This is a genomic window from Psychrosphaera sp. 1_MG-2023 (genome assembly GCF_030548245.1).
Taxonomy (GTDB): domain Bacteria; phylum Pseudomonadota; class Gammaproteobacteria; order Enterobacterales; family Alteromonadaceae; genus Psychrosphaera; species Psychrosphaera algicola.
In genome coordinates this window covers 167,790-192,638 of sequence record NZ_JAUORW010000004.1, presented here as the reverse complement: position 1 = coordinate 192,638, position 24,849 = coordinate 167,790, and the positions used below count along the sequence as shown (strand labels likewise).

At 39.7% G+C, this 24,849-nt stretch carries 21 protein-coding genes; 10 read left to right on the top strand and 11 right to left on the bottom strand.

From position 1 onward, the window contains the following. The first annotated feature begins 33 nt into the window (after positions 1-33). The 7 genes from pxpB to Q4575_RS04990 all read left to right on the top strand — a co-directional run bounded on the left by pxpB (position 34) and on the right by Q4575_RS04990 (position 7,590). A complete protein-coding gene (gene pxpB / locus Q4575_RS05020) occupies positions 34-765 on the top strand; it encodes a 5-oxoprolinase subunit PxpB (RefSeq protein WP_303521537.1) in 732 nt (243 codons plus the stop codon). Continuing rightward, on the top strand, positions 762-1,730 hold the full coding sequence (locus Q4575_RS05015) for a biotin-dependent carboxyltransferase family protein (RefSeq protein ID WP_272182036.1): 969 nt from the start codon (positions 762-764) through the stop codon (positions 1,728-1,730). The genes pxpB and Q4575_RS05015 overlap by 4 nt, the downstream gene beginning before the upstream one ends. A gap of 3 nt (positions 1,731-1,733) precedes the next feature. Further along, complete coding sequence (locus Q4575_RS05010) at positions 1,734-2,600, top strand: glutamate cyclase domain-containing protein (protein ID WP_303521536.1); 867 nt, start codon at positions 1,734-1,736, stop codon at positions 2,598-2,600. Then, positions 2,597-3,466 carry an aminotransferase class IV gene (locus tag Q4575_RS05005; protein WP_303521535.1) on the top strand — a complete coding sequence of 290 codons (870 nt, stop codon included), beginning with the start codon at positions 2,597-2,599 and terminating at the stop codon, positions 3,464-3,466. The genes Q4575_RS05010 and Q4575_RS05005 overlap by 4 nt, the downstream gene beginning before the upstream one ends. 2,554 nt (positions 3,467-6,020) lie before the next feature. After that, entirely contained in the window at positions 6,021-6,344 is a 324-nt protein-coding gene (locus tag Q4575_RS05000) for a hypothetical protein (protein WP_303521534.1), read from the top strand. Between the two features lie 25 nt (positions 6,345-6,369). Further along, positions 6,370-7,143 (top strand): bifunctional 2-polyprenyl-6-hydroxyphenol methylase/3-demethylubiquinol 3-O-methyltransferase UbiG, encoded by a 774-nt coding sequence (locus tag Q4575_RS04995; protein WP_303521647.1) that lies wholly within the window; start codon positions 6,370-6,372, stop codon positions 7,141-7,143. Between the two features lie 171 nt (positions 7,144-7,314). Then, positions 7,315-7,590 carry a hypothetical protein gene (locus Q4575_RS04990; RefSeq protein ID WP_272182041.1) on the top strand — a complete coding sequence of 92 codons (276 nt, stop codon included), beginning with the start codon at positions 7,315-7,317 and terminating at the stop codon, positions 7,588-7,590. 175 nt (positions 7,591-7,765) lie between these two features. Here the strand turns inward: Q4575_RS04990 and Q4575_RS04985 are convergent, their stop codons facing one another. From Q4575_RS04985 to Q4575_RS04975, 3 genes are all read right to left on the bottom strand, one after another. Beyond that, positions 7,766-8,854 (bottom strand): DUF917 domain-containing protein, encoded by a 1,089-nt coding sequence (locus tag Q4575_RS04985; RefSeq protein ID WP_303521533.1) that lies wholly within the window; start codon positions 8,852-8,854, stop codon positions 7,766-7,768. Between the two features lie 119 nt (positions 8,855-8,973). Beyond that, positions 8,974-10,251: a cytosine permease gene (locus Q4575_RS04980; RefSeq protein WP_303521532.1), complete on the bottom strand. Its 1,278-nt coding sequence runs from the start codon at positions 10,249-10,251 to the stop codon at positions 8,974-8,976. A gap of 62 nt (positions 10,252-10,313) precedes the next feature. Then, positions 10,314-12,443, bottom strand: a complete 2,130-nt coding sequence (locus Q4575_RS04975; protein WP_303521531.1) for a TonB-dependent receptor — start codon at positions 12,441-12,443, stop codon at positions 10,314-10,316. 195 nt (positions 12,444-12,638) lie between these two features. Between Q4575_RS04975 and Q4575_RS04970 the strand changes: the two genes are divergently transcribed. After that, positions 12,639-13,139 (top strand): Lrp/AsnC family transcriptional regulator, encoded by a 501-nt coding sequence (locus Q4575_RS04970; RefSeq protein WP_215964283.1) that lies wholly within the window; start codon positions 12,639-12,641, stop codon positions 13,137-13,139. 216 nt (positions 13,140-13,355) lie between these two features. On the opposite strand, the gene sugE is transcribed toward Q4575_RS04970, so the two are convergent. Next, on the bottom strand, positions 13,356-13,673 hold the full coding sequence (sugE, locus tag Q4575_RS04965; protein WP_272182047.1) for a quaternary ammonium compound efflux SMR transporter SugE: 318 nt from the start codon (positions 13,671-13,673) through the stop codon (positions 13,356-13,358). 387 nt (positions 13,674-14,060) lie between these two features. Between sugE and Q4575_RS04960 the strand changes: the two genes are divergently transcribed. Continuing rightward, positions 14,061-16,004, top strand: coding sequence for a sulfatase-like hydrolase/transferase (locus tag Q4575_RS04960; RefSeq protein WP_303521528.1), 1,944 nt, complete (start codon positions 14,061-14,063; stop codon positions 16,002-16,004). A gap of 402 nt (positions 16,005-16,406) precedes the next feature. Here the strand turns inward: Q4575_RS04960 and Q4575_RS04955 are convergent, their stop codons facing one another. The 7 genes from Q4575_RS04955 to Q4575_RS04925 all read right to left on the bottom strand — a co-directional run bounded on the left by Q4575_RS04955 (position 16,407) and on the right by Q4575_RS04925 (position 22,064). Then, positions 16,407-17,258, bottom strand: a complete 852-nt coding sequence (locus Q4575_RS04955; protein ID WP_303521527.1) for a universal stress protein — start codon at positions 17,256-17,258, stop codon at positions 16,407-16,409. A gap of 10 nt (positions 17,259-17,268) precedes the next feature. Beyond that, the gene (locus Q4575_RS04950) at positions 17,269-18,759 is read right to left on the bottom strand and encodes a SulP family inorganic anion transporter (RefSeq protein ID WP_215964287.1); all 1,491 of its coding nucleotides are present in this window, start codon (positions 18,757-18,759) and stop codon (positions 17,269-17,271) included. A gap of 402 nt (positions 18,760-19,161) precedes the next feature. Continuing rightward, positions 19,162-19,344: a DUF2496 domain-containing protein gene (locus tag Q4575_RS04945; RefSeq protein WP_303521526.1), complete on the bottom strand. Its 183-nt coding sequence runs from the start codon at positions 19,342-19,344 to the stop codon at positions 19,162-19,164. A gap of 2 nt (positions 19,345-19,346) precedes the next feature. After that, positions 19,347-19,619 carry a late competence development ComFB family protein gene (locus Q4575_RS04940; RefSeq protein WP_215964289.1) on the bottom strand — a complete coding sequence of 91 codons (273 nt, stop codon included), beginning with the start codon at positions 19,617-19,619 and terminating at the stop codon, positions 19,347-19,349. 129 nt (positions 19,620-19,748) lie between these two features. Beyond that, positions 19,749-20,663: a histone deacetylase gene (locus tag Q4575_RS04935; protein WP_303521525.1), complete on the bottom strand. Its 915-nt coding sequence runs from the start codon at positions 20,661-20,663 to the stop codon at positions 19,749-19,751. Continuing rightward, positions 20,663-21,262: a primosomal replication protein gene (locus tag Q4575_RS04930; protein ID WP_303521524.1), complete on the bottom strand. Its 600-nt coding sequence runs from the start codon at positions 21,260-21,262 to the stop codon at positions 20,663-20,665. The genes Q4575_RS04935 and Q4575_RS04930 overlap by 1 nt, the downstream gene beginning before the upstream one ends. Positions 21,263-21,293: 31 nt before the next feature. Further along, positions 21,294-22,064: a TSUP family transporter gene (locus Q4575_RS04925; RefSeq protein WP_215964381.1), complete on the bottom strand. Its 771-nt coding sequence runs from the start codon at positions 22,062-22,064 to the stop codon at positions 21,294-21,296. A 125-nt stretch (positions 22,065-22,189) separates the two neighbouring features. Here Q4575_RS04925 and Q4575_RS04920 point away from each other — a divergent pair, with 125 nt between their 5' ends. Next, positions 22,190-24,622 carry a DNA polymerase II gene (locus Q4575_RS04920; RefSeq protein ID WP_303521523.1) on the top strand — a complete coding sequence of 811 codons (2,433 nt, stop codon included), beginning with the start codon at positions 22,190-22,192 and terminating at the stop codon, positions 24,620-24,622. Positions 24,623-24,849 lie beyond the last annotated feature (227 nt).

The following is a 24,849-nucleotide window of genomic DNA, read 5'->3' as shown; positions in this document are numbered from 1 at the left end:
TACAAACATAGAAAAGCAGGGCACTTAAATAAAATGTCTGACAATTTAATTCGAGTTGAAGTCGCGTCTGAACGCGCGTTGATAGTTTATTTTGAGCAAGAACTATCAACTAAATTGGCCGCTATTATTAGCCTTTTTTGCCAGCAATTAGGTCAACATCGTGGTGCGTTAACCTTAGAGGTGATCCCATCTTATACCTCTGTGCTTGTCCAATATTCACCATTTGAAACAGATCATTTTGCCATCCAAAAATTAATATCCAACGTGTTCGAACAATTAGAGACGCAACTAGCCGATACGTCAAACTCGAGTCCAACAGGTTTGGCTCAAAATAAAGCCGCAAATGTTGTAGAGTTGCCAGTATATTATGGCGATGAAGTCGCGTTGGACCTAGAACGTATTGCGCTTCATCATAACTTGTCGAAAGAACAGGTGATTGATATTCACTGCGAACAGTTGTATCGAGTTTTTGCCATCGGTTTTGCCCCTGGATTTGGATACTTAGGTGAAGTCGACAGCCGTATTGCAATGCCTCGGTTAGAAACCCCACGGATGACAGTACCAAAAGGCGCTGTAGCGATAGCCGATAGGCAAACAGCCATTTATCCAGCGGTTTCCCCAGGTGGTTGGAATATTATTGGACGTTGCCCAATTGCTATGTTTAACCCTTCAACTGTACCCCATATGCCTTTTTCGGTTGGTGATAGTGTTAAGTTTAAAGCCATAGATAAAGTGCAGTTTGTGGAACTAGGAGGCGAATTATGACAGCAGTTATCGCCAACGGATTTGTTGTAAAACAACCGGGCATGTTAAGCCTTATCCAAGACGCAGGACGTTTTGGTCAACACCATTTAGGATTAACTGAGGGTGGACCGGCTGATAAAAACGCATTTGATTGGTGTCATCGACTTTTAGAAAACGTTAATAATGAAACTGCAATTGAAGTCTCAATTGGTGGTTTGATTTTGCAAAGTCACTGCCATACAACCGGTTGTATAACCGGGGCGAATAATGTTGTGAAGAAAAATGGCAAAGTGCTACCACTTTGGCAAACATTTGAAATTGTCCCTAACGATGTTATTGAATTTGGTTACGCTACAACTGGTGTTCGCAATTATTTTTCTGTCGCTGGTGGTTTTCAAATGCAACCTCAATTTGGCAGTTGCGCAACGGTTGTCCGAGAAGGTATCGGTGGCATAAATGGCAAAGCACTCACCGCAGGCGATAATTTAGCGACAATGAGTAATAAAAATAAACGGGTTTGTTCTTTGGCAAAATCCAAACAACCTGAGTATTTAGATGCGGTTCAGTTACGTATTGTTTTAGGCTATCAACTTGACTGGTTTACAAACCATCAAGTTCAACGATTTTTAAACGCCAGTTATGAAGTTAGTAAACAATGGGACCGTATGGGCTATCGGTTATCGGGGGCAAAGATTTCCGCTAATAAAACCGCCATGTACTCTGAGGGCATAGCACTAGGCAGCGTGCAAATTCCGGCAGATGGTCAACCAATTATTTTATTGCACGATAGGCAAACCATAGGCGGGTATCCTAAAATTGGAACCGTTTTATCTTTAGACTTAGACCGACTCACTCAATGTAGGCAAGGCGCCAAAATAACATTTGAGTCGATTTCTATCGAGCAAGCGCACAATGCCTTACATTTGGCGAAATTCAATTTTGAAAATACGTCGGTGGTGAAAGCTAACGATGTTGCGGGTAGTTAGATTATGAAAAAAACGTCGAAACAAATTAGTTGTGAGATTGAAGATAGGCTAGTGGCCCTAGATGTTAGGGGAATGCAGTTTGCTCAGCGTTGTTTGTCAGAAGGGTATTATTACCGGGCGGCTAAATTACTGAACAAAGTAAATGGCACAGTGTTAATTGGCACTGGCTTTCCAATTGATGACACCTATGAAACCGATGGGCCGGTTGGGGCGATAGTGCTTTATCAAGCGCTTAAATCCTGCGGCATGTCGCCGATTATTGTTTGCGGAGACCCCCTATATTCCGCATTGGAACCTGACTTCGACTGTCTAAAATTACGAGTTGATGATGATATAAACGCTAAGTTTGTAGCGCAATCTGCATTGGCTGACATTGAACCTGATTTGATCATCTCCATTGAACGCCCTGGTAGTACGGCGGATGGCACCTACCGCAATATGTTTGGGCTCGACATTTCATCAAGATGCGCCAGATTTGATGATTTTATTCTATATGCTTCTTGCCCTACAATTGGTATAGGCGATGGGGGTAATGAAATTGGCATGGGGAATATTGCCAAGAAGCTGGCTAAGCTAGACATTCATGCGTCGACCACTCGATGTGATGAATTGTTAGTGGCAGATGTTTCTAATTGGGCTGCATACGGTTTATTAGGAATGTTGGGAGTAATTCGCCACCAAGATTATTTGGCGAATGTAAATCCAAAGGCAATCTTGCAATACTTATCAGACCGTGGAAGTGTCGACGGCGTAACAAAGCAAAATACATTAACCGAAGATAGTTTAAGTTACACAGAAGGGTTGTCGGTGATAGCTGACATTCGCGCCTTATGTGGCAATATTGAAAATAAAGCTCAGGAAACAATATGAATATCGTATTTTTAAATGGTGAATATATGGCGCCAAGCGAAGCAAAAATATCCCCGATGGATCGTGGCTTTTTGTTTGGCGATGGCATTTACGAAGTTATCCCGAGTTACGGTGGTAAGTTTGTTGGTCTGGAATTGCATTTACAACGCATGTTCCAAGGATTAGCGCATATTGATTTGGAGCACCATTTCACTATTGAAGAGTTTAATGGCATTTGTGAACACTTGGCAATGCAAAATGGCGCTGGCAACTTAGGGATCTATATTCAAATATCTCGAGGCACTTCACCTGTTCGCCAGCACGGATTTACGGATGACTTAGTACCAACCGTATTTGCGTATGCTTTCGAAATTCCGCCAATGCCAGATGCAGATGATAAAAATCGTCATTTTTATAAAGTGAATACGCAAGTTGATGCGCGTTGGCAAAAACGTCATATAAAATCGACATCTTTATTAGGCAACGTTTTACATTATCAAAATAGTAAAGACGCTGGATTTGACGAAACGTTGTTATTTAACGATGCAAATGAGCTTACCGAAGCGGCTGCTTGTAATGTCTTTATTGTAAAAGACAATGTTATCTATACACCATTACTTGATAACCAAAAGCTTCCTGGTATAACCCGCGCAATGATCATTAATATTGTTAAACAATATAGTGATATTTCATTGGTTGAAGGCGTTATTACCCGTTCAGAAGTAGAAGCTGCGGATGAAATTTGGATAACAAGCTCGTCAAAACAAATTGCGCCAGTTTGTCAGCTTGACTCAGCACCAGTTGGCAATGGCAGTGATTATCCGGTTTGGTATCAAGTACAGACGTTGTTTTCGCAGCATATGTTTGACGATACAAGTGTAAGTTAAGTGCGGTAACACGGTATTTTAAGGAAAAACGTCATTCCAATTAAACAGAATGGCGTCATTCCTAATAACACAGAAAAAACCGTCATCCCCTAGCTTGTAATATGAGTCGAGCCACAGCGATATTAGGGATCTCCAACCGAATGCAGAGGAAGTCCATAATTCGCCCTAAATTGACTCATAATTTCAGAACAAAAAACGTCATTCCAAAAGAGCCTAAGCGATATTTGGAACCTCCAACCAAGTGCTGAGGAAGTCCATAATTCACATTAAATTGGCTCATAATTTCAGAATAAAAACCGTCATTCCAAATCAACAGAAAAAACCGTCATCCCCTAGCTTGTAATATGAGTCGAGCCTAAGTGATATTTGGGATCTCCAACCAAGTGCAGAGGAATGTCATATTTAGCCTTGCAGGCTGCGCCTTTCTTTGCCTTGCGGACGGCTATTTCGCCTAAAGGCGAGTCACTTTTCTCAACAGCTAAAAAAGTAACCAAAAGAGCCGCTTTCGGCCAAATCCCTAATCCTTAATTGATATTTATATTATCGTCGAAGACGGAATGTACGCACATCCCTATGCACATTCCTTGCAACGGCGTCCCTGCCGTTCACTTCGAGATATAAATCTCAACTAAGGGGGATTTAGACGAAGTAATCTGTAGCCAGAACTTTAAGTGTAATAGTACGTTGTTTTGAATAAAACCGTCATCCCTAATAAACAGAAAAAACCGTCATCCCTAGCTTGTAATATGAGTCGAGTCACAGCGATATTAGGGATCTCCAACCAAGTGCAGAGGAAGTTCATAATTCACATTAAATTGATTCATAATTTCAGAACAAAAACCGTCATTCCAAAAGAGCCTAAGCGATATTTGGAACCTCCAACCGAGTGCAGAGGAATGTCATATTTCGCCCTAAATTGACTCATAATTTCAGAACAAAAAACGTCATTCCAAAAGAGCCTAAGCGATATTAGGGATCTCCAACCGATTGCAGAGGAAGTTCATAATTCGCCTTGCAGGCTGCGCCTTTCTTTGCCTTGCGGACGGCTATTTCGCCTAAAGGCGAGTCACTTTTCTCAACAGCTAGAAAAGTAACCAAAAGAGCCGCTTTCGGCCAAATCCCTAATCCTTAATTGATATTTATATTATCGTCGAAGACGGAATGTACGCACATCCCTATGCACATTCCTTGCAACGGCGTCCCTGCCGTTCACTTCGAGATATAAATCTCAACTAAGGGGGATTTAGACGAAGTAATCTGTAGCCTGAACTTTAAGTGTAATAGTACGTTGTTTTGAATAAAACCGTCATTCCTAATAAACAGAAAAAACCGTCATCCCCTAGCTTGTAAAATGAGTCGAGCCACAGCGATATTAGGGATCTCCAACCAAGTGCAGAGGAAGTTCATGATTCACATTAAATTGACTCATAATTTCAGAACAAAAAACGTCATTCCAAAAGAGCCTAAGCGATATTTGGGATCTCCAACCAAGTACAGAGGAAGTTCATAATTCGCCTTGCAGGCTGCGCCTTTCTTTGCCCTGCGGGCGGCTATTTCGCCTAAAGGCGAGTCACTTTTCTCAACAGCTAGAAAAGTAACCAAAAGAGCCGCTTTCGGCCAAATCCCTAATCCTTAATTGATATTTATATTATCGTCGAAGACGGAATGTACGCACATCCCTATGCACATTCCTTGCAACGGCGTCCCTGCCGTTCACTTCGAGATATAAATCTCAACTAAGGGGGATTTAGACGAAGTAATCTGTTGCCTGAACTTTAAGTGTAATAGTACGTTGTTTTGAACAAAAACCGTCATCCCAAAAGAGCCACAGCGATATTAGGGATCTCCAACCAAGTGCAGAGGAAGTTCATAATTCACTTACATTTGGCTCATAATTTCAGAATAAAAACCGTCATTCCAAATCAACAGAAAAAACCGTCGTCCCCTAGCTTGTATTATGAGTCGAGCCACAGCGATATTAGGGATCTCCAACCGAATGCAGAGGAATGTCATAGTTCACCTTGCAGGCTGCGCCTTTCTTTGCCCTGCGGGCAGCTATTTCGACTGCGTCGACCATACTTTTTGCAACAGCCCAAAAAGTAGGCAAAAAGGCCGCTTTCGACCAAATCCCTAATCCTTAATTGATATTTATATTATCGTCGAAGACGGAATGTACGCACATCCCTATGCACATTCCTTGCAACGGCGTCCCTGCCGTTCACTTCGAGATATAAATCTCAACTAAGGGGGATTTAGACGAAGTAATCTGTAGCCTGAACTTTAAGTGTAATAGTACGTTGTTTTGAATAAAACCGTCATCCCTAATAAACAGAAAAAACCGTCATCCCCTAGCTTGTAATATGAGTCGAGTCACAGCGATATTAGGGATCTCCAACCAAGTGCAGAGGAAGTTATAAAATCAGCGACTCTGACCCCACTGGTCGGTTTATTAACGTTAGTAAGTGGCAATGAATTAAATAATTTGCTACTAATATAATCATTGTTAAAAGAGGAAAGTTTCCTCTGTTTAAGCTGTCATACAGCATGAGTGTAAATGGACATAAAAGAGTATATTGAATGTTTCGACGAAATTTCCCACTTAAGTAGGGATAAACAGTTTACCGTGCTTGAAAAGGCTCGAGACGAAATTCAATCAAACACTTCATTACCTAGTTTTGCATTTATTGCGTTTAGTGTGCGAGTCAGTTTTATCTTTTTATTCTTAGGTGCCAATTATTTCCTCTGGGAGCTTTCGATTTTGAAATTTGTTGTTTCGGTGCTGTTAGGCTTACTATTTGCCAGAGTTCTTGTTTCTGAAATTAATAGCCGTTTAATGCAGAGAGGGCTTAAACGAGTACTGCGCAAAAACACCGTTTGACGACTAAATTGGTATACGGATGAAATTGGATTATTTGAGTATAAATAAACAAGCGTGGGACAGAAGAACGAAGGTTCATGTTGAGTCTGAGTTTTATGATGTTGCGTCATTTAAAAATGGGAAATGCTCGTTAAATCCAGTTGAGTTGAATCAAGTTGGAAATGTACAAGGAAAATCGCTACTTCATCTACAATGTCATTTTGGTCAGGATACCTTGTCATGGGCGCGCTTGGGGGCGGAAGTTACTGGTGTAGATTTATCTGCTGATGCAATCGAGCAGGCAAACTTTTTGAAGCAATCGTTGGGCCTAACAGCCAATTTTATAGAAAATGACGTTGTTCAATTCGGTCGTGAAAACTCCCAACAATTTGATATCGTATTTACGTCATACGGTGTGCTGTGCTGGTTATCCAATTTAACGGATTGGGCGCAAATAATTTATAGTTCATTAAAACCCGGTGGTGAGTTTCACCTAGTTGAGTTTCATGCTTTTAATGACTTGTTGTCGGGTTATTCTTATTTCCCTAATGATGCGCCTGATATCGAAGAAGAAGGTACTTATACCGAAAACTGCGACGGTAGTCGCTCAACCATTGTGACCTGGCCGCATTCCATTAGTGAAGTTATCAGTGCTTTAATTGTTGCGGGATTAACAATAGAGTCTTTTTCTGAATACCCTTTTAGCCCTTATAAATGCTTTGATGGCTTAGAGTTAGTACCAGATTTAGGGTATCAAATGTTGCATAAGGGTCAGCAGGTTCCATTATTGTATTCAATTAAAGCAAGAAAAACCGGATAAAAAACTGTCTGTGAAAGCGACTCACTATCTGCACTACTAGTTATTTTTATATTGCCGACGGCCGGTTAAGTCGGTTACTAAAAAACGAGTTGTGAGCTTTGCGACATACACTAATTTTAGACGGCGATAATAAGCCCTTAAGGGCGATTTCAGTTGTTCACGAGGATTATAGTGTCAAATATTAACGTTGTATTAATTATTACAGTGGCTACATTTTTTAGCGTGGTTACAAGCGCTTCACCAACATCTAATGAGTTTGTGCCTTGCAATAAATTAGCTGTGGCCACGTTGCAACAATGTTTAGATAATGATGCCGACCGCTGCTGGTTTAAATCAAAAACTAAATATAAGTCATGTCGAATAGAAGTGATTGAAAATCATGTTACTGACGCTGAAAAAATAACAGCGGAGAAACAACAAATAGATGACATTAAGAAGAATATTTAATGAAGCCGGTGGGGACGAGCTCTTCGACAATACTTGGTAAGTGAATATCTAATTGTGTTTATCTGGACATTCATGTGTTTACAAATGTTGAAATACCCTAAAATAATTTGGTTTTTTACTTGAGGGCAATCAAGGTTTGTGTTGTTGGTTTAACTATTATGGCTTAAATATACCGCTAGATAGCGGGATTGTAATCTGTTTGAAGACCCAGATATTTAGGGCCAAATACATTAAGACCTTTCTCTGTTGTGAATTCTTTTGGGGCCGGCAGAATAACAATTGCTACATTCATACCATTGACAAAGTTAGGGTTGGTAACGGGTTCTAATTTGTCCATGTCTAGGCAGCAAATTAAGTCTGGAATAGTGACATCAATTTTGCCATCAAGTGTTGCCGATAAGTTTTCGTTTTTAACATTAACCCGATATTGCCTACCTGCAAACTCACCTTCGCCAGCGATGTTAAATGAGCCAATTGTAAAGCCTTCGATAGTACTAAATTCGAAGTCAGTTACTACCCCTCTAAAGCGTACTATTCCCTTACCAAATTCAGCGACGCGTGTCGCAATGTCTATGTTTTGCTCTTTGGCATATCGGTAGGCTTCGCCAATAGCCAAAGCTTTTGAAATTGTCCCCTTGATTACAGCATGTTTCATAATTGAAACCGGTAGGGCGTGATCGATAGCGGCTATGTCGTTACGACTAACCATAGCTAACGCACGGACAATGCTTTCAGCCCTTTGATCATCTATTACATTTTCGCAAATAAAACATTCACCAAATTCGTTTGCTGTAATAATTGGTGCGGCTGGTAAATTGTTTAGGTAATAAGTTGAATGTGTGATTTCAGGTACGGCCCTTCCAGCAGGATCTGCGTCCACTATCACGCCATCTATCATCGCAGCGAGATAAAATGATATTGCCGTATTGGAGCCACCTAACTCGCAGCAAATAGTGCCGTGAAACTGAGCACCTGTGTATTCCTGCAATCGTTTAAATGCAGTCATAATCGGTGGTTGCTTCGACTGGGGTAAACCTTGGTATGTATCATCTTGCTCAATCGCTAGTGCGCCTAACATATAAGGCGTACAAAGCATTTTGTCATCGTCTAACTGATCAATGTCGACAAGTTTGAACTCTTTTCCAGCGGCAAGTGCTTTTTCAATAAACTCAAAACCTTCAGCAAGTTCACCACCACCACCAGTGCCTAATATTGCACAGCCATAGAGGATGTCTGATATTTGTTGTCTGTTAAGGGTTTTCATATAACTCAGCTTATAAATTCTTAAATTGACAATATTCTACATAGCGCGAAAAAATTAAATGTTTGAAAATACGACATTGCACAAACGAAAATTTTTACTATTCACGTACTATAAAAACATTAATTAGTTTGATGATTAAATTGGCATAAGAACCAGTAAACACCTGCCGAAATAACAAAGGCGTCAATTGCTTCAACACCGGAAAAACTTATCCCACTTTGGTTTGATAAATAGGTCGCGACTACGCCAAACATCCAAGCCGTAATTGCCGAAACGTTGAAGTCTTTTATGTCGGAAAGCTTTTCAATCTTATAAATACGTTTTTGATTTATGATAAAAAAGTCAACCACATAGATAGCGGCGACTGGGGTAAATATGATGGCTAAACTGAACAAAAAGTCTGTGAATGAATCTAGTAGATTTAGAGTTGACGCTGCGGTTCCAAATAGACCGGCAATAACAACCAGTTTACGTTCGGCAATTTTGGTAAACACAGAACTTAATCCTAGGCCAATACTGTATAAATTAACAACATTGGTGACCCAGCTAGAGATAATGAGCAACGTAAATGCAAAAAGTCCTAAACCTAAAGTGAGCATGACATTGAGTACGTCAGATTCCATTAATAAGATCCCTGACATCGCTGAAACAATATATACAAAGCTGCTTAGTCCAAGAAAAGGAAGAAAAGAAGAAATCGCCGTGTCTTTGTTTGTTTTGGCAAACCGTGTAAAGTCTGGCATCAAAACAACACTGACAATAAAACTTCCCACGACCGCTGAAACGGCTTCGCCAAAACTAAGTTCATAGGGAATGAAAGTTGAAGTACTTGTTGGTCCTTGCCAAGTTAAGGTTTGATACAACATAAACACTAAAATTAAAGCTAGGATAGGCACAAATAAATTGGAGACTTTTTCGAGTAAAGTAAAACCCCAAATTGTGGTAATGGTAATGATGATACCTAAGCAAATCTCTAACAACCAAACGGGCGGGGAAAGATCAAACTCTTGTTGTAACAGGGCTAAACTTACTTCACTAAAGAGGTCAATGTTTACGCCATACCACCCAAGTAAAGATAGAACAAAAGCAAAAGAAATTAAATTGGCTCCCTTTATGCCAAATACAAACTTCATTGTCATATAAGAGGTTAATCGGTTATAGCGGCCAACTAACCCGGTGACATAACCTAATATTGATAAGATTAAGCCACCAAGAATGAAGGCCATAAGACTGTCTTTAAATCCTAATGAGGTGCCTATCTCTAACCCTGTTATTAAACCGGGAACTGCAAATGCCAAATTACCGTTAATCATACCAATGCCGACACCTCCAACTGTTTTATTTAGTGGAACCGGCGTCGTTGTATAATTTTGAATTACGTCATCGTGTTTTGCCATTTGGCCAACTTATTAATATAAAGTCCTCATAAGAGGACTTAAGTTTTCGTTAAAGTTCTTAGTTAAAAGCTATAGCTGGCTTCCATTACGATACTTCTAGGTTTGTTCGGTTGACGCGCTAAATCAGTCACACCATCGCCAAACAAAAAGATATCTTCAATAGTACGTTCATCAGTTAAGTTCTTTGCTGCTAATTTTATTGTCCATGAATCTGAACGAATACCAATTGAAGCATTAACAAACTGATCCGAAGATGACGTTACATCCGGCATCTCGATATCGAACGACTTAGGGCCTTCACCATAAAAGTTGCCGTGAGCAAAAAGCTGCCAATTGGCATTCAGCTCGGTTTCATAGTCAGCTGAAAAAGAAAAGTTATAATCAGCCACATAAACCTGAGAGTATCCCTCTAATTCAGGACGGTCTGAAAATTCAACAATTTCCGAATTAACCTTACCTAAACTGGCTCGTAAATTTAAGTTCTGGCTAACTTTATATCCAAGTTCAAACTCAAATCCAGACGTTTCTACGGTGTCGATACCCAAGTTTTCTAAGGTGAAGGTATCAACATTAAACTGAGTAATTTGAGCATCTGACTGTGCGATGAAAAATGCCGCGCCGTTAATTGTCAATCCGTCAAATATAGTAGATTTGAACCCCGCCTCGTAGCTGTCGGAAACTTCTTTATCAAATGTTCGGCTAATCCCTTCGGCAGGCTCATTAAAGCCGCCACTTCTAAAACCTTTTGAGTAACCAGTATAAATGAGTACGTCTTTTTGTAGTTGATAACCAATTGTTATTTTAGGTTGCCATTGCGCAAAACTTTTTTCTGCAAAAGTATCTGCTTGGTAGTTCGGATCGTACGATTGACGGTCGTCTTGGTCAAAACGCAGAGCACCAGTGAGCTCCAGTTTGTCGGTAATGTCGTAGTTAATTTGACCCGCGATACCGTATGCTTTGCTTGAATTAATATCGGCAATTGTTAAGTAAATTTGGTCGGCTGGAAAATCAGCAGCAAACAGAGATACATCGCCCTCAAAGTCATCATAAAAATTGACGGTATTGTCGCGTTCTCGATCTTGATAAAAAGCAGCGACAGACCAGCGAAGTTGTTTATCATTGTTTGATGTAAAACGAGATTCTAAGGTCGTTGATTCAACCTTAAAATGGCCTCCGGTTGCAAATGGCGCTCGGAACCAATCAGGTTCGTCAATATAGGTAGGATCTGCTGAATAGTCACCATCGTAAAAGTGTTCATCATCAGATGAATTGTAAGCTGCGATAATTTCGAAGGTACCGAGTTCGAACTCTTTATTTAATTTGGCGCTAAATTCAGTCACATCACGTTCGTCAATATTGTTAACGTTTTGTGAAGTCTCAATATCAAAATCTTCTTTGTTGTGCTCCGAGACATTTTGATAATAGGCAAATCCAGCTTCGGTTGTGGTGTAGCGTCCTTGAAGGCTTATTTCACTGCCATACAATCCTTCAAATTGTACTTTACCAAATACCCCTGTCTCTTCTAGAAAGTCGCTTTCTTTATTTAGGAAAGTATTTTTAATCTGTCCATCCGTGCCCTTTGTATATGCACCAACCCTAAAATAACCATCAGTATCTTCAGTTAAGCCACCAGAAATTGTCGTCCCTAAATGATATGAACCCGCATTACCAATTGAGGCTTTAACATTGCCTTCCAATTCGTCATAGCCATCTTTTGTGGTGATCAAAATCGCCCCACCGACAGCTCCACGTCCATATAAAGCGCCTTGAGCACCACGCATGACTTCAATGCGTTCAATATCCACCATTTCTTGGTTAATAAATTCAATATCAGAGGCCGTTATACCGTCGACTACATAAGCAATCGGAGGATCGCCAACTTGAGGAGTCACTAGCCCGCGAATCGTTATTCGAGACAAGCCAGGTCTAAAGTTGTCTAGTTGACCTAAGTTAGGCGTCAAATTTGCAATATCACTAAAGTTTTTAATATTAGCATTTTCAATTGTGTTGCCTGAAATTGCGGTGATTGAATCCGGTACGCTTTGAATGGTTTCAACGCGTCCACGAGCTGTTACTGTAATCTTCTCAATATCTTGCTCAACAGAGGTTTCTTGTCCCTGAGCTAATGCGGTGGTTGATATTGAAAAACTAACAGAAGCGGCAAGTAGTGAAAGGCGATAGTTATTATTCATGTTCATTTCCAACTTAAGGCTGATTACTTGTGGTTATTTTTTATCTAATTAGTATTAAACGCCTTATTCACAAAATAATATTTTGTATTGCCTACTAATTCTGTACATTATTTAGCGCCTATTACGCTACAGCTACAAAAAATTGCCATTTAAGCTGATACCATCTCGTCCTTACCATATGGAATAAGCAAACTTATGAAAAAATCTATTAAAATAGATACGTATAATAAAAAGATTTTGGCGACCTTGCATTTGCAAGCTGATTTAACTAATGTTGAATTAGCTGAAATCGTTAATTTGTCTCCTAGCGCTTGTTTTCAAAGAGTTAAATCTCTAAAAGAAGCGGGGTACTTCAGAACTTTTCATGCTGACGTCGACTTAGACCAAATTTGTGAACATATATTGGCCTATATAGAATTTACTTTAGACGATAATAGCGCGCCACAAATCCGAAGGTTTACTTCCGAACTTGAACAAATACCAGAAATTATGGACTGCATGCAATTAAGTGGAGATGTTGATTTTATCTCACTAAGTTGCTTTCCAAACCTTAAGGCGCTCAATGATACGTGCAATGTATTATCGGAAAATAGTTCTCTTTCAATTAAACGAATAAAAACGAGAATTGTTTTAGAAAGAACAAAATGGTTTTTAGGATACCCGTTGGAAAAGCTCAAGTGGTTAGATGAACATTAAGCCCATTTGAGTTGTGCAAACGCCGCAGCGTTAACGACTTCAAAAATAATGAGTTTAAATACCAACCCTCATAACCCAACTGGTTAATAATGAGGATTGGCATCAAAGCGAGTTTTATAAATGAAAGACAGTAAATCCAAAATCGGAGGAATTTGGTTAACTCCCGCTCTAAAAGCGAGGACTGTTTATCTTTTTAATGTAAGTTATTTAATCCAGTTAATTGTGGGCGAGCTTAAGACCGACAATTCCGGCGCATATTAACCCTAAGCTCACTAGCTTTAGTACGTCAGTCGACTCATCAAATAGCAATATGCCAAATACAGCAGTGCCGACAGCGCCAATACCTACCCATATCGCGTAGGCTGTGCCTACTGGAAGTGTTTTCAATGCGATACCTAATAATAAGAAGCTGGCGATAAGCGAAAACATAGTGCCAACCGTCGGCCAAAGTTTTGTAAAACCGTCCGTATATTTTAATCCAATGGCCCAGCTAATCTCAAATAAGCCCGCAATGAATAAAATTATCCAACTCATAAATACCTCTCAAATAGTTATGGGGCCGTCCCCTAATGAAATTTGAGAGGTGAGGTCGTCCTCACTTCGTAACCGTATGAGCCTGCAGTATAACTCATGTTTAGTAAATTATTTAGATTAGAAACCTTAGCGAGTTTTTCAGCTATCTTCAATTTTGTTGCCTAGATATTAAGATTTTTCTCTGATTTAACTCGAAAAATGTAGGTCAAATTGATTTTAATACAATAGCATTTTTGTCTTTTTACCGGTTACTAAAGGGAGTGGCATCATTACGCTGCACGCAATAAAAATTTTCACCATTAAGTTTTATTATGGTTTTTGATTTGTGGATTGTTTTAAAACTAAGCATAAACAATTACGCTCCCCCAACTGGTATATAACTAATCCATGAAAAATTTTAAACATGTTTTGAAAATTGCTTCATTATATTCATCCTTAAGCTTACTCCTTTTTGTTAAAACTGGTTTTGCCGAACAGCGACCAAATATCTTATGGCTGACCTTTGAAGATACAAGTGCCTATGAGTTAAGTCTTTATGGTAATAAAGATGCAAAACAGCCAAATATTGATGCCTTGGCAGCGAGTAGTCTGGTTTTCCAACAAGCCACATCAAATGCACCGTATTGTTCGCCAGCAAGGTCGACGTTAATTTCGGGAAATTATGCCACCAGTTATGGTGCCGACCATCATCGTGCCGCGGTTGATGCAAGTCCGAGCCGAATGTATTTCCCAAGCTTATTAAAAGATGCGGGTTACTTCACGAGTAATAACAAAAAACGTGACTATAACGTTAAGCTTTCTAAAACAGAGTTGGCACAAATTTGGTCTGAGTTCGACAAAAAAGCGACATATAACAGCCCAAAACGAAAATCAGACCAACCCTTTTTCTCTGTTTTTAACGGCCATATGACACATATGAGTCGTTTGACGTCTTATACCTCGGCACAACGTCGAGATTTTAGTCAATCGGCAGGTGTATCAAGTGATGCTAAACCTGACTACTTACCTGATTTACCAGAGGTAAAATCTGATCATCAATTTCACTTAGAAGGTGTTGTGGATGTTGATAGTTGGGTTAAGTTTTTTATTGATGATTTAAAAGCAAAAGGTCTGTATGAAGATACGATTATATTTGTTTATTCTGACCACGGCGGAAGTTCACCGATGGGCAAAGGATTTTTGTCATTTAGACACTCACTGCAAGTACCTTTGGTGATCCACGTGCCAACTAAATTTAAGCATCTCGTACCGACTAATGTTGAGACGTTACAAAACAAGCAAGTCAGTTTTGTCGACTTTGGACCTACGGTATTAAGTTTAGCTGGCATACCAACACCTAAAGAAATGCGTGGTCAGGCGTTTTTGGGCGAACTTGAAAACCATACAAGGCAATACAATCATAGCTTTAGAACCAATCAAGAAGACCATTTTGATCCCTGGCGTGGGGTGAGTGATGGTCGCTATCATTTTGTGCAAACCTATTTGAAGCGCAAGCCTATAATGCTTAGAAATGATTTCCAATGGGGCATGCCGTCAAACATTGCACTGGATGAGTTTGCAAAGACTAAATCGGGTCAAGTGTTTAGAAGAAAATATTATAGTTTCAAACGCGGTGAGTATCTCTACGACACTAAAACCGACCCTTTGGAACAAACGCCGTTAAGAAATCTAACTGCGGAACAAATAGCGGTTCATAGCGAACTGACTGCGCAAGTGAGTCGTTTTATAAGAGAAACAAAAGACTTAGGCTTTGTACCTGTGGAATTCAAGAAAGACAAACAATTTGAGCAATGGTTGGCTGCTGATTTCAATTACAATAAGCTTTATGATCTTGTCGAACTCGTCTCGACAGTTTCGTTAAATAATGTACCTGAGCTTACCAAACTGATTGATGACAAGTCGCCAGTTATCCGTTTCTGGGCGGTTCAGGGGTTTGCTGAACTTGCTGCTCAAGGTGTTTTGAAAAGTGTTCCAAAACGCTTTATTGAGGTGGCTAATAAAGATCATTCGGCGGTAAGTGCAGTTGCTCTTGAAACGTTAGTGTATTTAGAGCAAAAAGGAGCAGTGGAGGCATTGATTAAAAATGATTCTAAACTTCAAAAGCGTTCTGCCTTAGAGACAATTGCCTATCTTCGTCCAGAGTTATTGTTGTCACATGTAAGACGTCTCGAACAATCCAATTTAAATAAAACGACAGTAAAGGTGATTAAGTCGGCGCTTGGTGTTATTAAAGCCACCGCAATTGCGTCTAAAAAACAGCTTAAAGATGGGATCGCAGTGAACAAAGAGCGACGAGAACTCTACCCACTACCGAGTGTTAAGCAGAAATAAGAGTTATTGGTTATAAGTCTTGAGGGCAGAAGCCACATAAATAGTACGTTTCTATGTAAGTTTTACGTATTTATTATGTGGCTTTTATCGTTTTTGGCGCGGGTTAACTGAGCATTAATAATATCTATTTTACTGAAAACTTATGTTGAAAATTAGCAGTACATCAATCTAAGTGGCTAATATTGAGGGTGCAGTAATTCTGGAAAATGTATCTGGGCTCATTGCCTAAATTACCCCCCAATCAACTGTTACTAACTCAACTGCTACTAACTCAACTGCTACTAACTCAACTGCTACTAACTCAACTAGCACGCGGTTTCCATTGCTCACCTTAACTCTTAAGTAACAATAAATGTGCCTTGTTTAAGACACATTTAATTACTCAAACTCTAGCTAGTAAGCTTAACGTAAAACAATTAAAGGCACTGCGATACGTTCAAGCATTTTAATAGTATTACTACCAACAAAAAATTGGCGTAGCTTTGAGTGGCCAAATGCCCCCATCACTACGAGGTCAATTGCATTTTCAACTTGATAGCGCAACAGCGTTTCATTGATATTACCTTCTAATACCGCCGTCGTTACGTTTAAGCCTTTGTCCTTGAGTCTTTCGGCCGCCGAGTTAAACTTATCTATTAGCAGTGGTTCATTGTTTTTTATCGAAACGAGGTGGCAGTCTATTCCGTGCAATAACCCGCCGTCGATTACTTTTTGTAGCGCTCTATCAGCTGTTTCTCGTCCATCATAGGCGATCATAAATGACTTAGGTTCCACAAACTGTTCAGGCACAACAAAGACGGGGTCACTGGCTTTACGTAATAGGGTTTCAAGATGTGAGCCTAACGCTTTAAAATCGCCTTCATGTTCGGCTCCTTTGCGTCCAATGACAATGAGACGTGTTTGGTCTTCAAGACTCATAATTGCATCGACAATATCTCCGTGTCGTTGCGCTTTCTCAATGTTTACAACACCACTTGAGCGCGCTGCCGTTGCCGCTGAATTTAGAAGTTCATCGCCCAATTTAACAGCAAGTCTGCTTTTTTGTTCATCGAGCTCAGTCATTTCCTTTAATAACTTGGACTGTGCACCAAGGCCAATCGCGCCACTGTAGTCATCGGCTCCATGTTGTTGCTTTTTTTCCAGTGTATGCAAAAAAGTTAGGGTTTTATCTAACTTTTTTGCTGCCCATGTTCCAGCATTTACAACCGATGTTGTTATAGCTGAACCATCAATACATGTAATTATTTTTTCCATTATAATTTCCTTAGTGTCCACCTAGTAACTTATCAACTTCATTTGGATCATTATGCACACCAAATTTGTCGACAACGGTCTCTGTTGCTTCATTCATGCCTATAATATTGACAGTCGCCCCTTCTCTTCGAAATTTGATGACGACCTTATCCAATGAAGATACTGAGGTAATATCCCAAAAATGTGCATGGGTTAAATCAATAATGACAGTACTAACGACTTCTTTAAAGTCGAAGTAATCGATAAATTGCTCCGCGGAGGCAAAGAAGACTTGGCCTTTAACTTCATAGGTGCGAATTCGTTGGTCTTCGTCAAAATTTGACTTAACCACCATGAAACGTCCAATTTTATTAGCGAAGAATAGTGTCGCAAGCAATACGCCAATAAAGACACCTATCGCAAGATTATGGGTCATAACGACCACAACAACGGTGGTTATCATAACAATATTTGATGACAGTGGATGTTTCTTCAGATCGGTAATTGACGTCCAGGAAAAAGTCCCTATCGAAACCATAATCATTACCGCAACCAAAGCTGCCATAGGAATAAGGCGTAACCATTCATCCAAAAAGACGACCATTACCAATAGAAAAGCGCCGGCAACAAAGGTTGATAATCGGCCTCGGCCCCCAGATTTAACGTTAATAATTGATTGACCAATCATGGCACAACCGGCCATGCCACCAAACAGTCCTGCGCCAATATTAGCTATGCCTTGACCTTTACACTCTTTATTTCTATCACTCGTGGTGTCTGTTAAGTCGTCAACGATTGTCGCTGTCATCATTGACTCAAGTAAACCGACAACGGCAAGGCCAGCAGAATAAGGGAAGATAATCGCTAGTGTTTCAAAGTTAAGAGGTACATCAGGCCATAAAAAAATAGGCAGAGTATCAGGCAGTTTCCCCATATCACTCACCGTTCGGATATCTAATCCCATGATCACGGATACTATCGTTAATGTAACAATACACACTAGAGGAGAAGGAATCGCTTTACCGATTACAGGTAAGTAGGGAAAAAGATAAATAATCATTAAGCCTGCGGTCGTCATGGCGTAAACATGCCATGTAACATTGGTCAGTTCGGGTAACTGGGCCATAAAGATCAAAATAGCGAGTGCGTTAACAAACCCTGTCACAACTGAGCGAGAAACAAAGCGCATCAACTCACCAAGGCGCAAAAATCCCGCCGCTATTTGCAATATACCGGTCAATAACGTTGCCGCGAGTAAATACTCAAGGCCATGTTCTTTGACTAGTGTAACCATAAGAAGCGCCATTGCACCTGTGGCTGCCGAGATCATACCCGGTCTTCCGCCGACGAAGGCAATTACGACAGCGATACAAAAAGATGCATACAATCCAACCTTAGGATCGACCCCTGCAATAATTGAGAAAGCGATAGCTTCAGGAATAAGGGCAAGCGCCACTACTATTCCCGCAAGCACATCACCGCGAATATTAGAGAGCCAGTCTCTTTTAATATGTTCAAGCATGAAAAATAACCTAATTGAAATTATCCTCTAAAATGAGGAATAAAAATTTAATGAAAGATGCAAACAAGTCTCGCGTTTGACGCGATAATCAGAGCTCTAAGACGAGCAAAAGGTAGGGGGATCTTATGGTGGCGTAAGTTTCAAAAAAACCTCTATACAATCAAAATTTTACTCATTGTATATTACTTAATCAGTAGTTCAATTCACATTTTATATTTATTGGTAATTAAATACGTAAAAGTTGCATAACTGCTGCTATTTTCTGAGATTAAACAAAAAAAATCCATCAATTGAATTTTAAGGTTATTAATTCACAGAGTTAGAAAAGTGGATCCTATTGGTAATTTTAAAACATGATAAATGGACATATATGATAATAATTATCAGCTATGTCCGTTTATTTTATTTCTGAATGACTTTTTGTTGCAGATCTGACTTTACAAGTTCAATTGCGAGCAGGGCAACGTCAATATCGACTTTATTGTTTTCGAGAAGAAAAATTAAATCCACTGCCAGTTTCACGTGTTCAGGAGCGTCCGCCAATGCATCGGACTTAACCTGTTGTTCTAGTTGCTCTTCTAACACTTCTATTGATCTCGCCTTTCTCGTGAACTCATAAATTCAAGTGCACGTTCGATAGACTCTCGTACATTCATTTCCATTTCAAACCGTTCTGCAGCTGGCAGGTAGAAAGCCATGTCGACTTCATGGCGAATATATTTAGAAGGCAACTGGTTCAAAACGATACAACATAAATCGGACAAAAATTCATAATCAAATTTTTGATCTAACTTGTGTGCATTGATGTAATCAATTACCAGCTTTTCATAATAATTATGAATGTCGTCACTCATTTGCATAACGTGTCCTTAATTTAATGAAGATTAAAACCTTGTATCCGTTAACTTTAGCATCGAATAATTTGTTGTGACAATGCTTTGGCAATTTAGCCGCTATATTATAAGTTTTGGCAACCGATAAAGTGCGTGTTAAGTCGCGGTGAAGACATCAATAGCACTGCGAATGAGTTGCATGTGAACTTGGGTAAGTTTCGCGATATCTCGTTGATACCCACCACCAATTACCGCCATGATGGGTAAATTCAATTGTTTTGCGCGATTAAATACAAACTGATCACGCAAATAGATACCTTGGGTTGAAATGTTCAATAAGCCTAAGTCATCATCTTCATGGATATCAACTCCTGCGTCGTAAATGATAAAGTCAGGTTTAAAACTTTGCACTGCAGCGTCGAACGTTTCTTCTATTATAGGAAGGTATTCTGTATCACCGATGTGGCGGTCTAAACCAAGATCCCAATCACTTTGTTGTTTGCGCGTCGGGAAGTTTTTTTCACAATGAATAGAAACCGTAAATATATTTGATTCATTTTCTGCGCACACTGCGGTGCCATCGCCCTGATGAACATCACAATCAAATATGAGGATGCGTTGAGCAAGATGATTATCTAAAAGGTATTTTGCAGCAATTGTAAGGTCATTAAATACACAAAAACCGGAGCCAAAGTCTGGGTGAGCATGATGGTAGCCCCCAGTACAATTGATGGCGATACTATGTTCTAAAGCTAGCTTAGCCGTCTCTAATGTCCCGTTAACGGCGGTTAAAGTTCGATTGACAAATTGTTGTGACCATTCAAATCCAATGCGTTTCATTGCTTTTGGTGATATTTGACCGCTGATGAAGTCTGCGACATATTGCTTAGTATGAATGGAACACAATAGGTCAGGACTGATATAACCCGGTACGGGGTTGCTGACGAGTTTATTTGGGTATGTGGCAAATGCCGTATCGAATAGCGCTTGGTATTTTTCGATTGGAAAACGGTGTCTTTTAGCGAGGTCGAGTTGGCTATAAATTGGATCGAAAACAACAGGAAGTTGCATTAATTTTGCCTTTCGTCGAGTTTTTGAATTTGTTCTTCGATTTTACTGATTGCTTGACGGCAACGCCCCAATCGTTGGTGTGTGACTAGTACGTCATCTTGTAAAGTTTGGCGCTGAGCTTGCCCTGAATATTTATTAAGGGTTTGTTGTTTTTCGGCTACCATATCGACTAAACGTCGTTCAAATTCTTGTAATTTTGAAAGCTCTTCATAAAGTGAGCGACTCGATGCGCGGGCCTGTTTGGCAAATTGCTTCACTTTATTTATCTGTTTTCTATGTGTGGCGTTATACGTTTTACTTTTGGTATTAAGAACAACAGAGTTGAGTAGCCCACGAAAACAAGAAAACTGATCGGCGACTCGGACAGAAAGATGTTCCATCAGTTGTACGTTTTGAATTGACCCCAGCTTTTTGACGTTATTTTCGAGTTCTAATACGTAGTCTTTTAATTCATCTGAACGTGTGTAAAAAGTTGTAGAATTAAACAGATCATTTTTAGCAAACCATTTCTCGGGTAAAATAGATATCGCATTGAGTTGCTCTTTTAACGACTCAAATTGTTGACACAATATTTGATAGTTATTTGTACTTGAATTCATACGAACCAAAAATCCTACTTATTCTTAACAATTAAAACCAAGCGTCAAATGCCAACTTCAATGCCATGCAACTCACAACCACGGTAAATAGTGGGCGAATAAATTTATTACCAAAGTGGATTGCTGAATGTGCGCCAGTATAGGCACCGATCATTAAAAACAAGCCCATGGAAATCCCAATAAACCAGTTAATGTAACCTAAATAGATAAATGTCACGAGGGAAAAGAAGTTACTAATAAAATTCATTGAACGGGCGACACCCGATGACAGCAATATATTCATTTTGTACAAATACAAATTACTGACTGTCCAAAAAGCGCCGGTACCAGGTCCAGCAAAACCGTCATAAAACCCGAGTGTGAATCCTTGGCTTGCCTGCTGAGTTTTTAATTTGGGTGTTTTATCAGGGAGTAAGTTGTGTTTCACTGCCGCTGTCCGATTAAATAAGGCGTAAAATGCACTAAAGCCGATTAAGATCGGAAGTAATTTGTTCAGTATATTTGGATCTAAATAAGAAACCGCAACAGTACCGACAATTGAGCCAATAGCAGTATACCAAAAACTTATTTTCCAAAACGAGGGATCAAAAAGTCGCTTCTTATAGAAGGTATAGGCCGCCGTTAGGGAACCAAAAGTAGCGGCAAGTTTATTTGTACCTAAGGCGACATGTGGTGGTAATCCACTGGCCAGTAGTGCTGGAACAGTAAGTAAACCACCGCCTCCAGCGATAGCGTCGATAAAGCCAGCGGCAAAGGCACATACGACTAAAATGAACAGTAGACTTGTCGACAACCCTGTCATTTCAGTCAACCAAATGGAAATCTCCAAACTATTTCTCCACGAAATCTACCTATTGCACCTTGATTGAAACAACAGCTTGTCTTATAAAAGCAGGATTATAACGTCATCTCAGTTGAAAATGTATCTTGGGCTCAAATCTAATCGGTTCACCTTATGCAATTTGTAAAGGTAGTTTACTAACACGCAATCAGTATGACCGTGACGGCCGTTGTATCTTTGAGCTTTGGATAAAGTCTAATGAGGCTAATATTCAGCTTATTATTACCGACGAACGTCCGGTCTGTTTTGCGACTCTACAAAACGTTAAGTTATTACAAACGGCATCAACTGCCTTGTATCCCTCTATTGAATTCACTCAGGTGAAACTTAAGACCTTTGCTGATGAAGACGTTTATGCAATTTACGTAAATTCACTTAGTGAGTTTTATCAGCTGCGACAATCAGCGACTCAACAAAGTATTGAACTACTAGAGGCAGATGTAAAACCGGTAGACCGCTATCTAATGGAGCGGTTTATTCAACTCGGTGTGACTTTTACGGGGGTTGAAGTGTCAAGTAAAGGCAATTATCAACGCTTTGAACAAGTAAAAGTAAAATCGAGTCGAGAAGCTTTCCCTATGCTTAAAGCGATGTCCATAGATATAGAGTGTGATGAAAATGGCTATCTTTTTTCTATTGGTATTCATGCTTTTGCCAAAGACAGTAATGATGAGGATTTTACTAAGGTCCTCTACAATGTTGAAGATTTTGCCTCAGGTATTGAAACTGATAACTCGTTACCCTACGTAGAATGGTTACAAGGTGAACGCGCGCTTTTGCAACGTTTAAATCAAATTGTAATGGAGCAAGACCCTGACTGTCTTATAGGTTGGAATTTTGTTGCCTTTGATATCCATGTGCTGTCACAAGCTGCGACACGAAATCATATAAAGCTTAAGTTCGGGCGAGATAATTCACGATTGAATTATTCAGCACGTCGCGCCGACGATGATTCGAGAATGCCTGCAAGGGCTTATGCGGCAGGAAGGGTAGTTCTAGATGGCATCGAAGTGATGAAAAACGCAACGTACCATTTTAATAGTTTTGCTCTAGATGCGGTCGCGTCCGAACTATTAGGTGAACGAAAACTCATTAGCAATGTTGACGGATTGGATAAACTGGCTGAAATTAAACGCCAATATAGAGAAGAGCCATTAGCCTTAGCCAAATATAATCTTCAAGATTGTGTTTTAGTATCGAAAATATTCAAACAAGAGAAGTTGCTCGAATTTTTACTCACACGCTCGCAATTAACCGGATTAGAGTTAGAACGTTTAGGTGGTTCGGTCGCGGCATTTACTAATTTATATCTCCCGCAAATTCATCGTAAAGGTTGGATAGCGCCTAACTTAGTTAATGCTGAGGACTATTTGCACAGTCCAGGCGGTTTTGTCATGGATTCGAAACCAGGCATGCACGACGACATCCTAGTTTTTGACTTTAAAAGTCTGTACCCGAGTATAATTAGAACCTTTAATGTTGATCCGATTGCTCTGCAAGAAGGGGTTAGGTTACCTGAAGCAGAGGCGATTCCAGGCTTTAGAGGCGGTCAATTTAGTCGTGAAACGAGTATATTGGCCACTATCGTAGATGATTTGTGGACTGCACGTGAAAAAGCTAAAAAGCAGAATAATACGGTTTGGTCTAATGCGATAAAAATCATTATGAATAGTTTTTATGGGGTATTAGGTTCTGCAGGATGTCGTTTTTATGATACGCGTTTAGCGAGCTCAATAACGATGAGGGGTCATTGGATTTTAGCCCAGTCTAAAATTTGGTTTGAAGAAAAAGGACTCGATGTTATTTATGGAGATACTGACTCTATATTTGTTAGCTTGCATGGCTCTAATTTTGAACCCAAAGATGCAGTTTCATTAGAACAAGAACTAAATACTTGGTGGGATATAAAAATTCAACGAGAGTTCAAATTACATAGCCGACTTGAAATTGAATTCGAATCGCATTTTAGTCCGTTTTTTATGCCAACGATTCGAGGCATGGAAAAAGGATCAAAGAAACGTTACGCGGGTATGAAACTGCAAAAGAATGCAGATCCAATATTGGTATTCAAAGGAATGGAATCAGTGCGCAGCGATTGGACCGATTTAGCTAAGGAATTTCAAACCAAACTGTTTCAATTGGTATTTAATAAACAACCCGTGACTGACTACCTTAGGTCGATAATTGCAGAGTTGTTTTCAGGTAACCTAGACAATAAACTGGTTTATAGAAAAAAAATTCGGCAACACCTCAACGAATATGTAAAAACAACTCCGCCTCAAATAAAAGCAGCCAAATTGGCAAATAATCTTTACGGCCACCCCAAATACCGTAGAGGTAGCGTTATACCTTACGTTGTGACGATAAAAGGGCCTCAAGAGTACACTAGCTGCGATAACCCTTTGCATTATCAACATTACCTGGAAAGGCAACTTTTTCCAATTGCATCGGCAATACTAGAAAATATTTCTCCAAGTGAATTGTCTGTCTTTGACCGTCAGATGACGCTTAATTGGTAGCAACGCACCATATATTGTATATCATTTCACTTTTGTCGACTTTTTATTCACTAAATGAATAACTTATTCGTAACAAATAATTGCGCTTAATTATTTGTTATTAAAAAAAATATACATTTTATTACAAAATGTTACCAATCGCCTAAAAAGTATACTAATTTTGCGTTGCGGTGGTTGACCTGTGGAAATATAGAGGTAATATCGAGACCGTTTGCTGCCCTTTGATT

What these genes read in the sequence shown, in the direction of transcription:
- Q4575_RS04950 (WP_215964287.1), bottom strand. Translation starts at nt 18,759, where the DNA reads ATGCTTGAACATATTAAAAGAGACTGGCTCTCTAATATTCGCGGTGAT.
- Q4575_RS04985 (WP_303521533.1), bottom strand. Translation starts at nt 8,854, where the DNA reads ATGAAAACCCTTAACAGACAACAAATATCAGACATCCTCTATGGCTGT.
- Q4575_RS05010 (WP_303521536.1), top strand. Translation starts at nt 1,734, where the DNA reads ATGAAAAAAACGTCGAAACAAATTAGTTGTGAGATTGAAGATAGGCTA.
- Q4575_RS04960 (WP_303521528.1), top strand. Translation starts at nt 14,061, where the DNA reads ATGAAAAATTTTAAACATGTTTTGAAAATTGCTTCATTATATTCATCC.
- Q4575_RS05015 (WP_272182036.1), top strand. Translation starts at nt 762, where the DNA reads ATGACAGCAGTTATCGCCAACGGATTTGTTGTAAAACAACCGGGCATG.
- Q4575_RS04925 (WP_215964381.1), bottom strand. Translation starts at nt 22,064, where the DNA reads ATGACAGGGTTGTCGACAAGTCTACTGTTCATTTTAGTCGTATGTGCC.
- pxpB (WP_303521537.1), top strand. Translation starts at nt 34, where the DNA reads ATGTCTGACAATTTAATTCGAGTTGAAGTCGCGTCTGAACGCGCGTTG.
- Q4575_RS04970 (WP_215964283.1), top strand. Translation starts at nt 12,639, where the DNA reads ATGAAAAAATCTATTAAAATAGATACGTATAATAAAAAGATTTTGGCG.
- Q4575_RS05000 (WP_303521534.1), top strand. Translation starts at nt 6,021, where the DNA reads ATGGACATAAAAGAGTATATTGAATGTTTCGACGAAATTTCCCACTTA.
- Q4575_RS04955 (WP_303521527.1), bottom strand. Translation starts at nt 17,258, where the DNA reads ATGGAAAAAATAATTACATGTATTGATGGTTCAGCTATAACAACATCG.
- Q4575_RS04980 (WP_303521532.1), bottom strand. Translation starts at nt 10,251, where the DNA reads ATGGCAAAACACGATGACGTAATTCAAAATTATACAACGACGCCGGTT.
- Q4575_RS04940 (WP_215964289.1), bottom strand. Translation starts at nt 19,619, where the DNA reads ATGCAAATGAGTGACGACATTCATAATTATTATGAAAAGCTGGTAATT.
- Q4575_RS04975 (WP_303521531.1), bottom strand. Translation starts at nt 12,443, where the DNA reads ATGAATAATAACTATCGCCTTTCACTACTTGCCGCTTCTGTTAGTTTT.
- sugE (WP_272182047.1), bottom strand. Translation starts at nt 13,673, where the DNA reads ATGAGTTGGATAATTTTATTCATTGCGGGCTTATTTGAGATTAGCTGG.
- Q4575_RS04930 (WP_303521524.1), bottom strand. Translation starts at nt 21,262, where the DNA reads ATGAATTCAAGTACAAATAACTATCAAATATTGTGTCAACAATTTGAG.
- Q4575_RS05005 (WP_303521535.1), top strand. Translation starts at nt 2,597, where the DNA reads ATGAATATCGTATTTTTAAATGGTGAATATATGGCGCCAAGCGAAGCA.
- Q4575_RS04935 (WP_303521525.1), bottom strand. Translation starts at nt 20,663, where the DNA reads ATGCAACTTCCTGTTGTTTTCGATCCAATTTATAGCCAACTCGACCTC.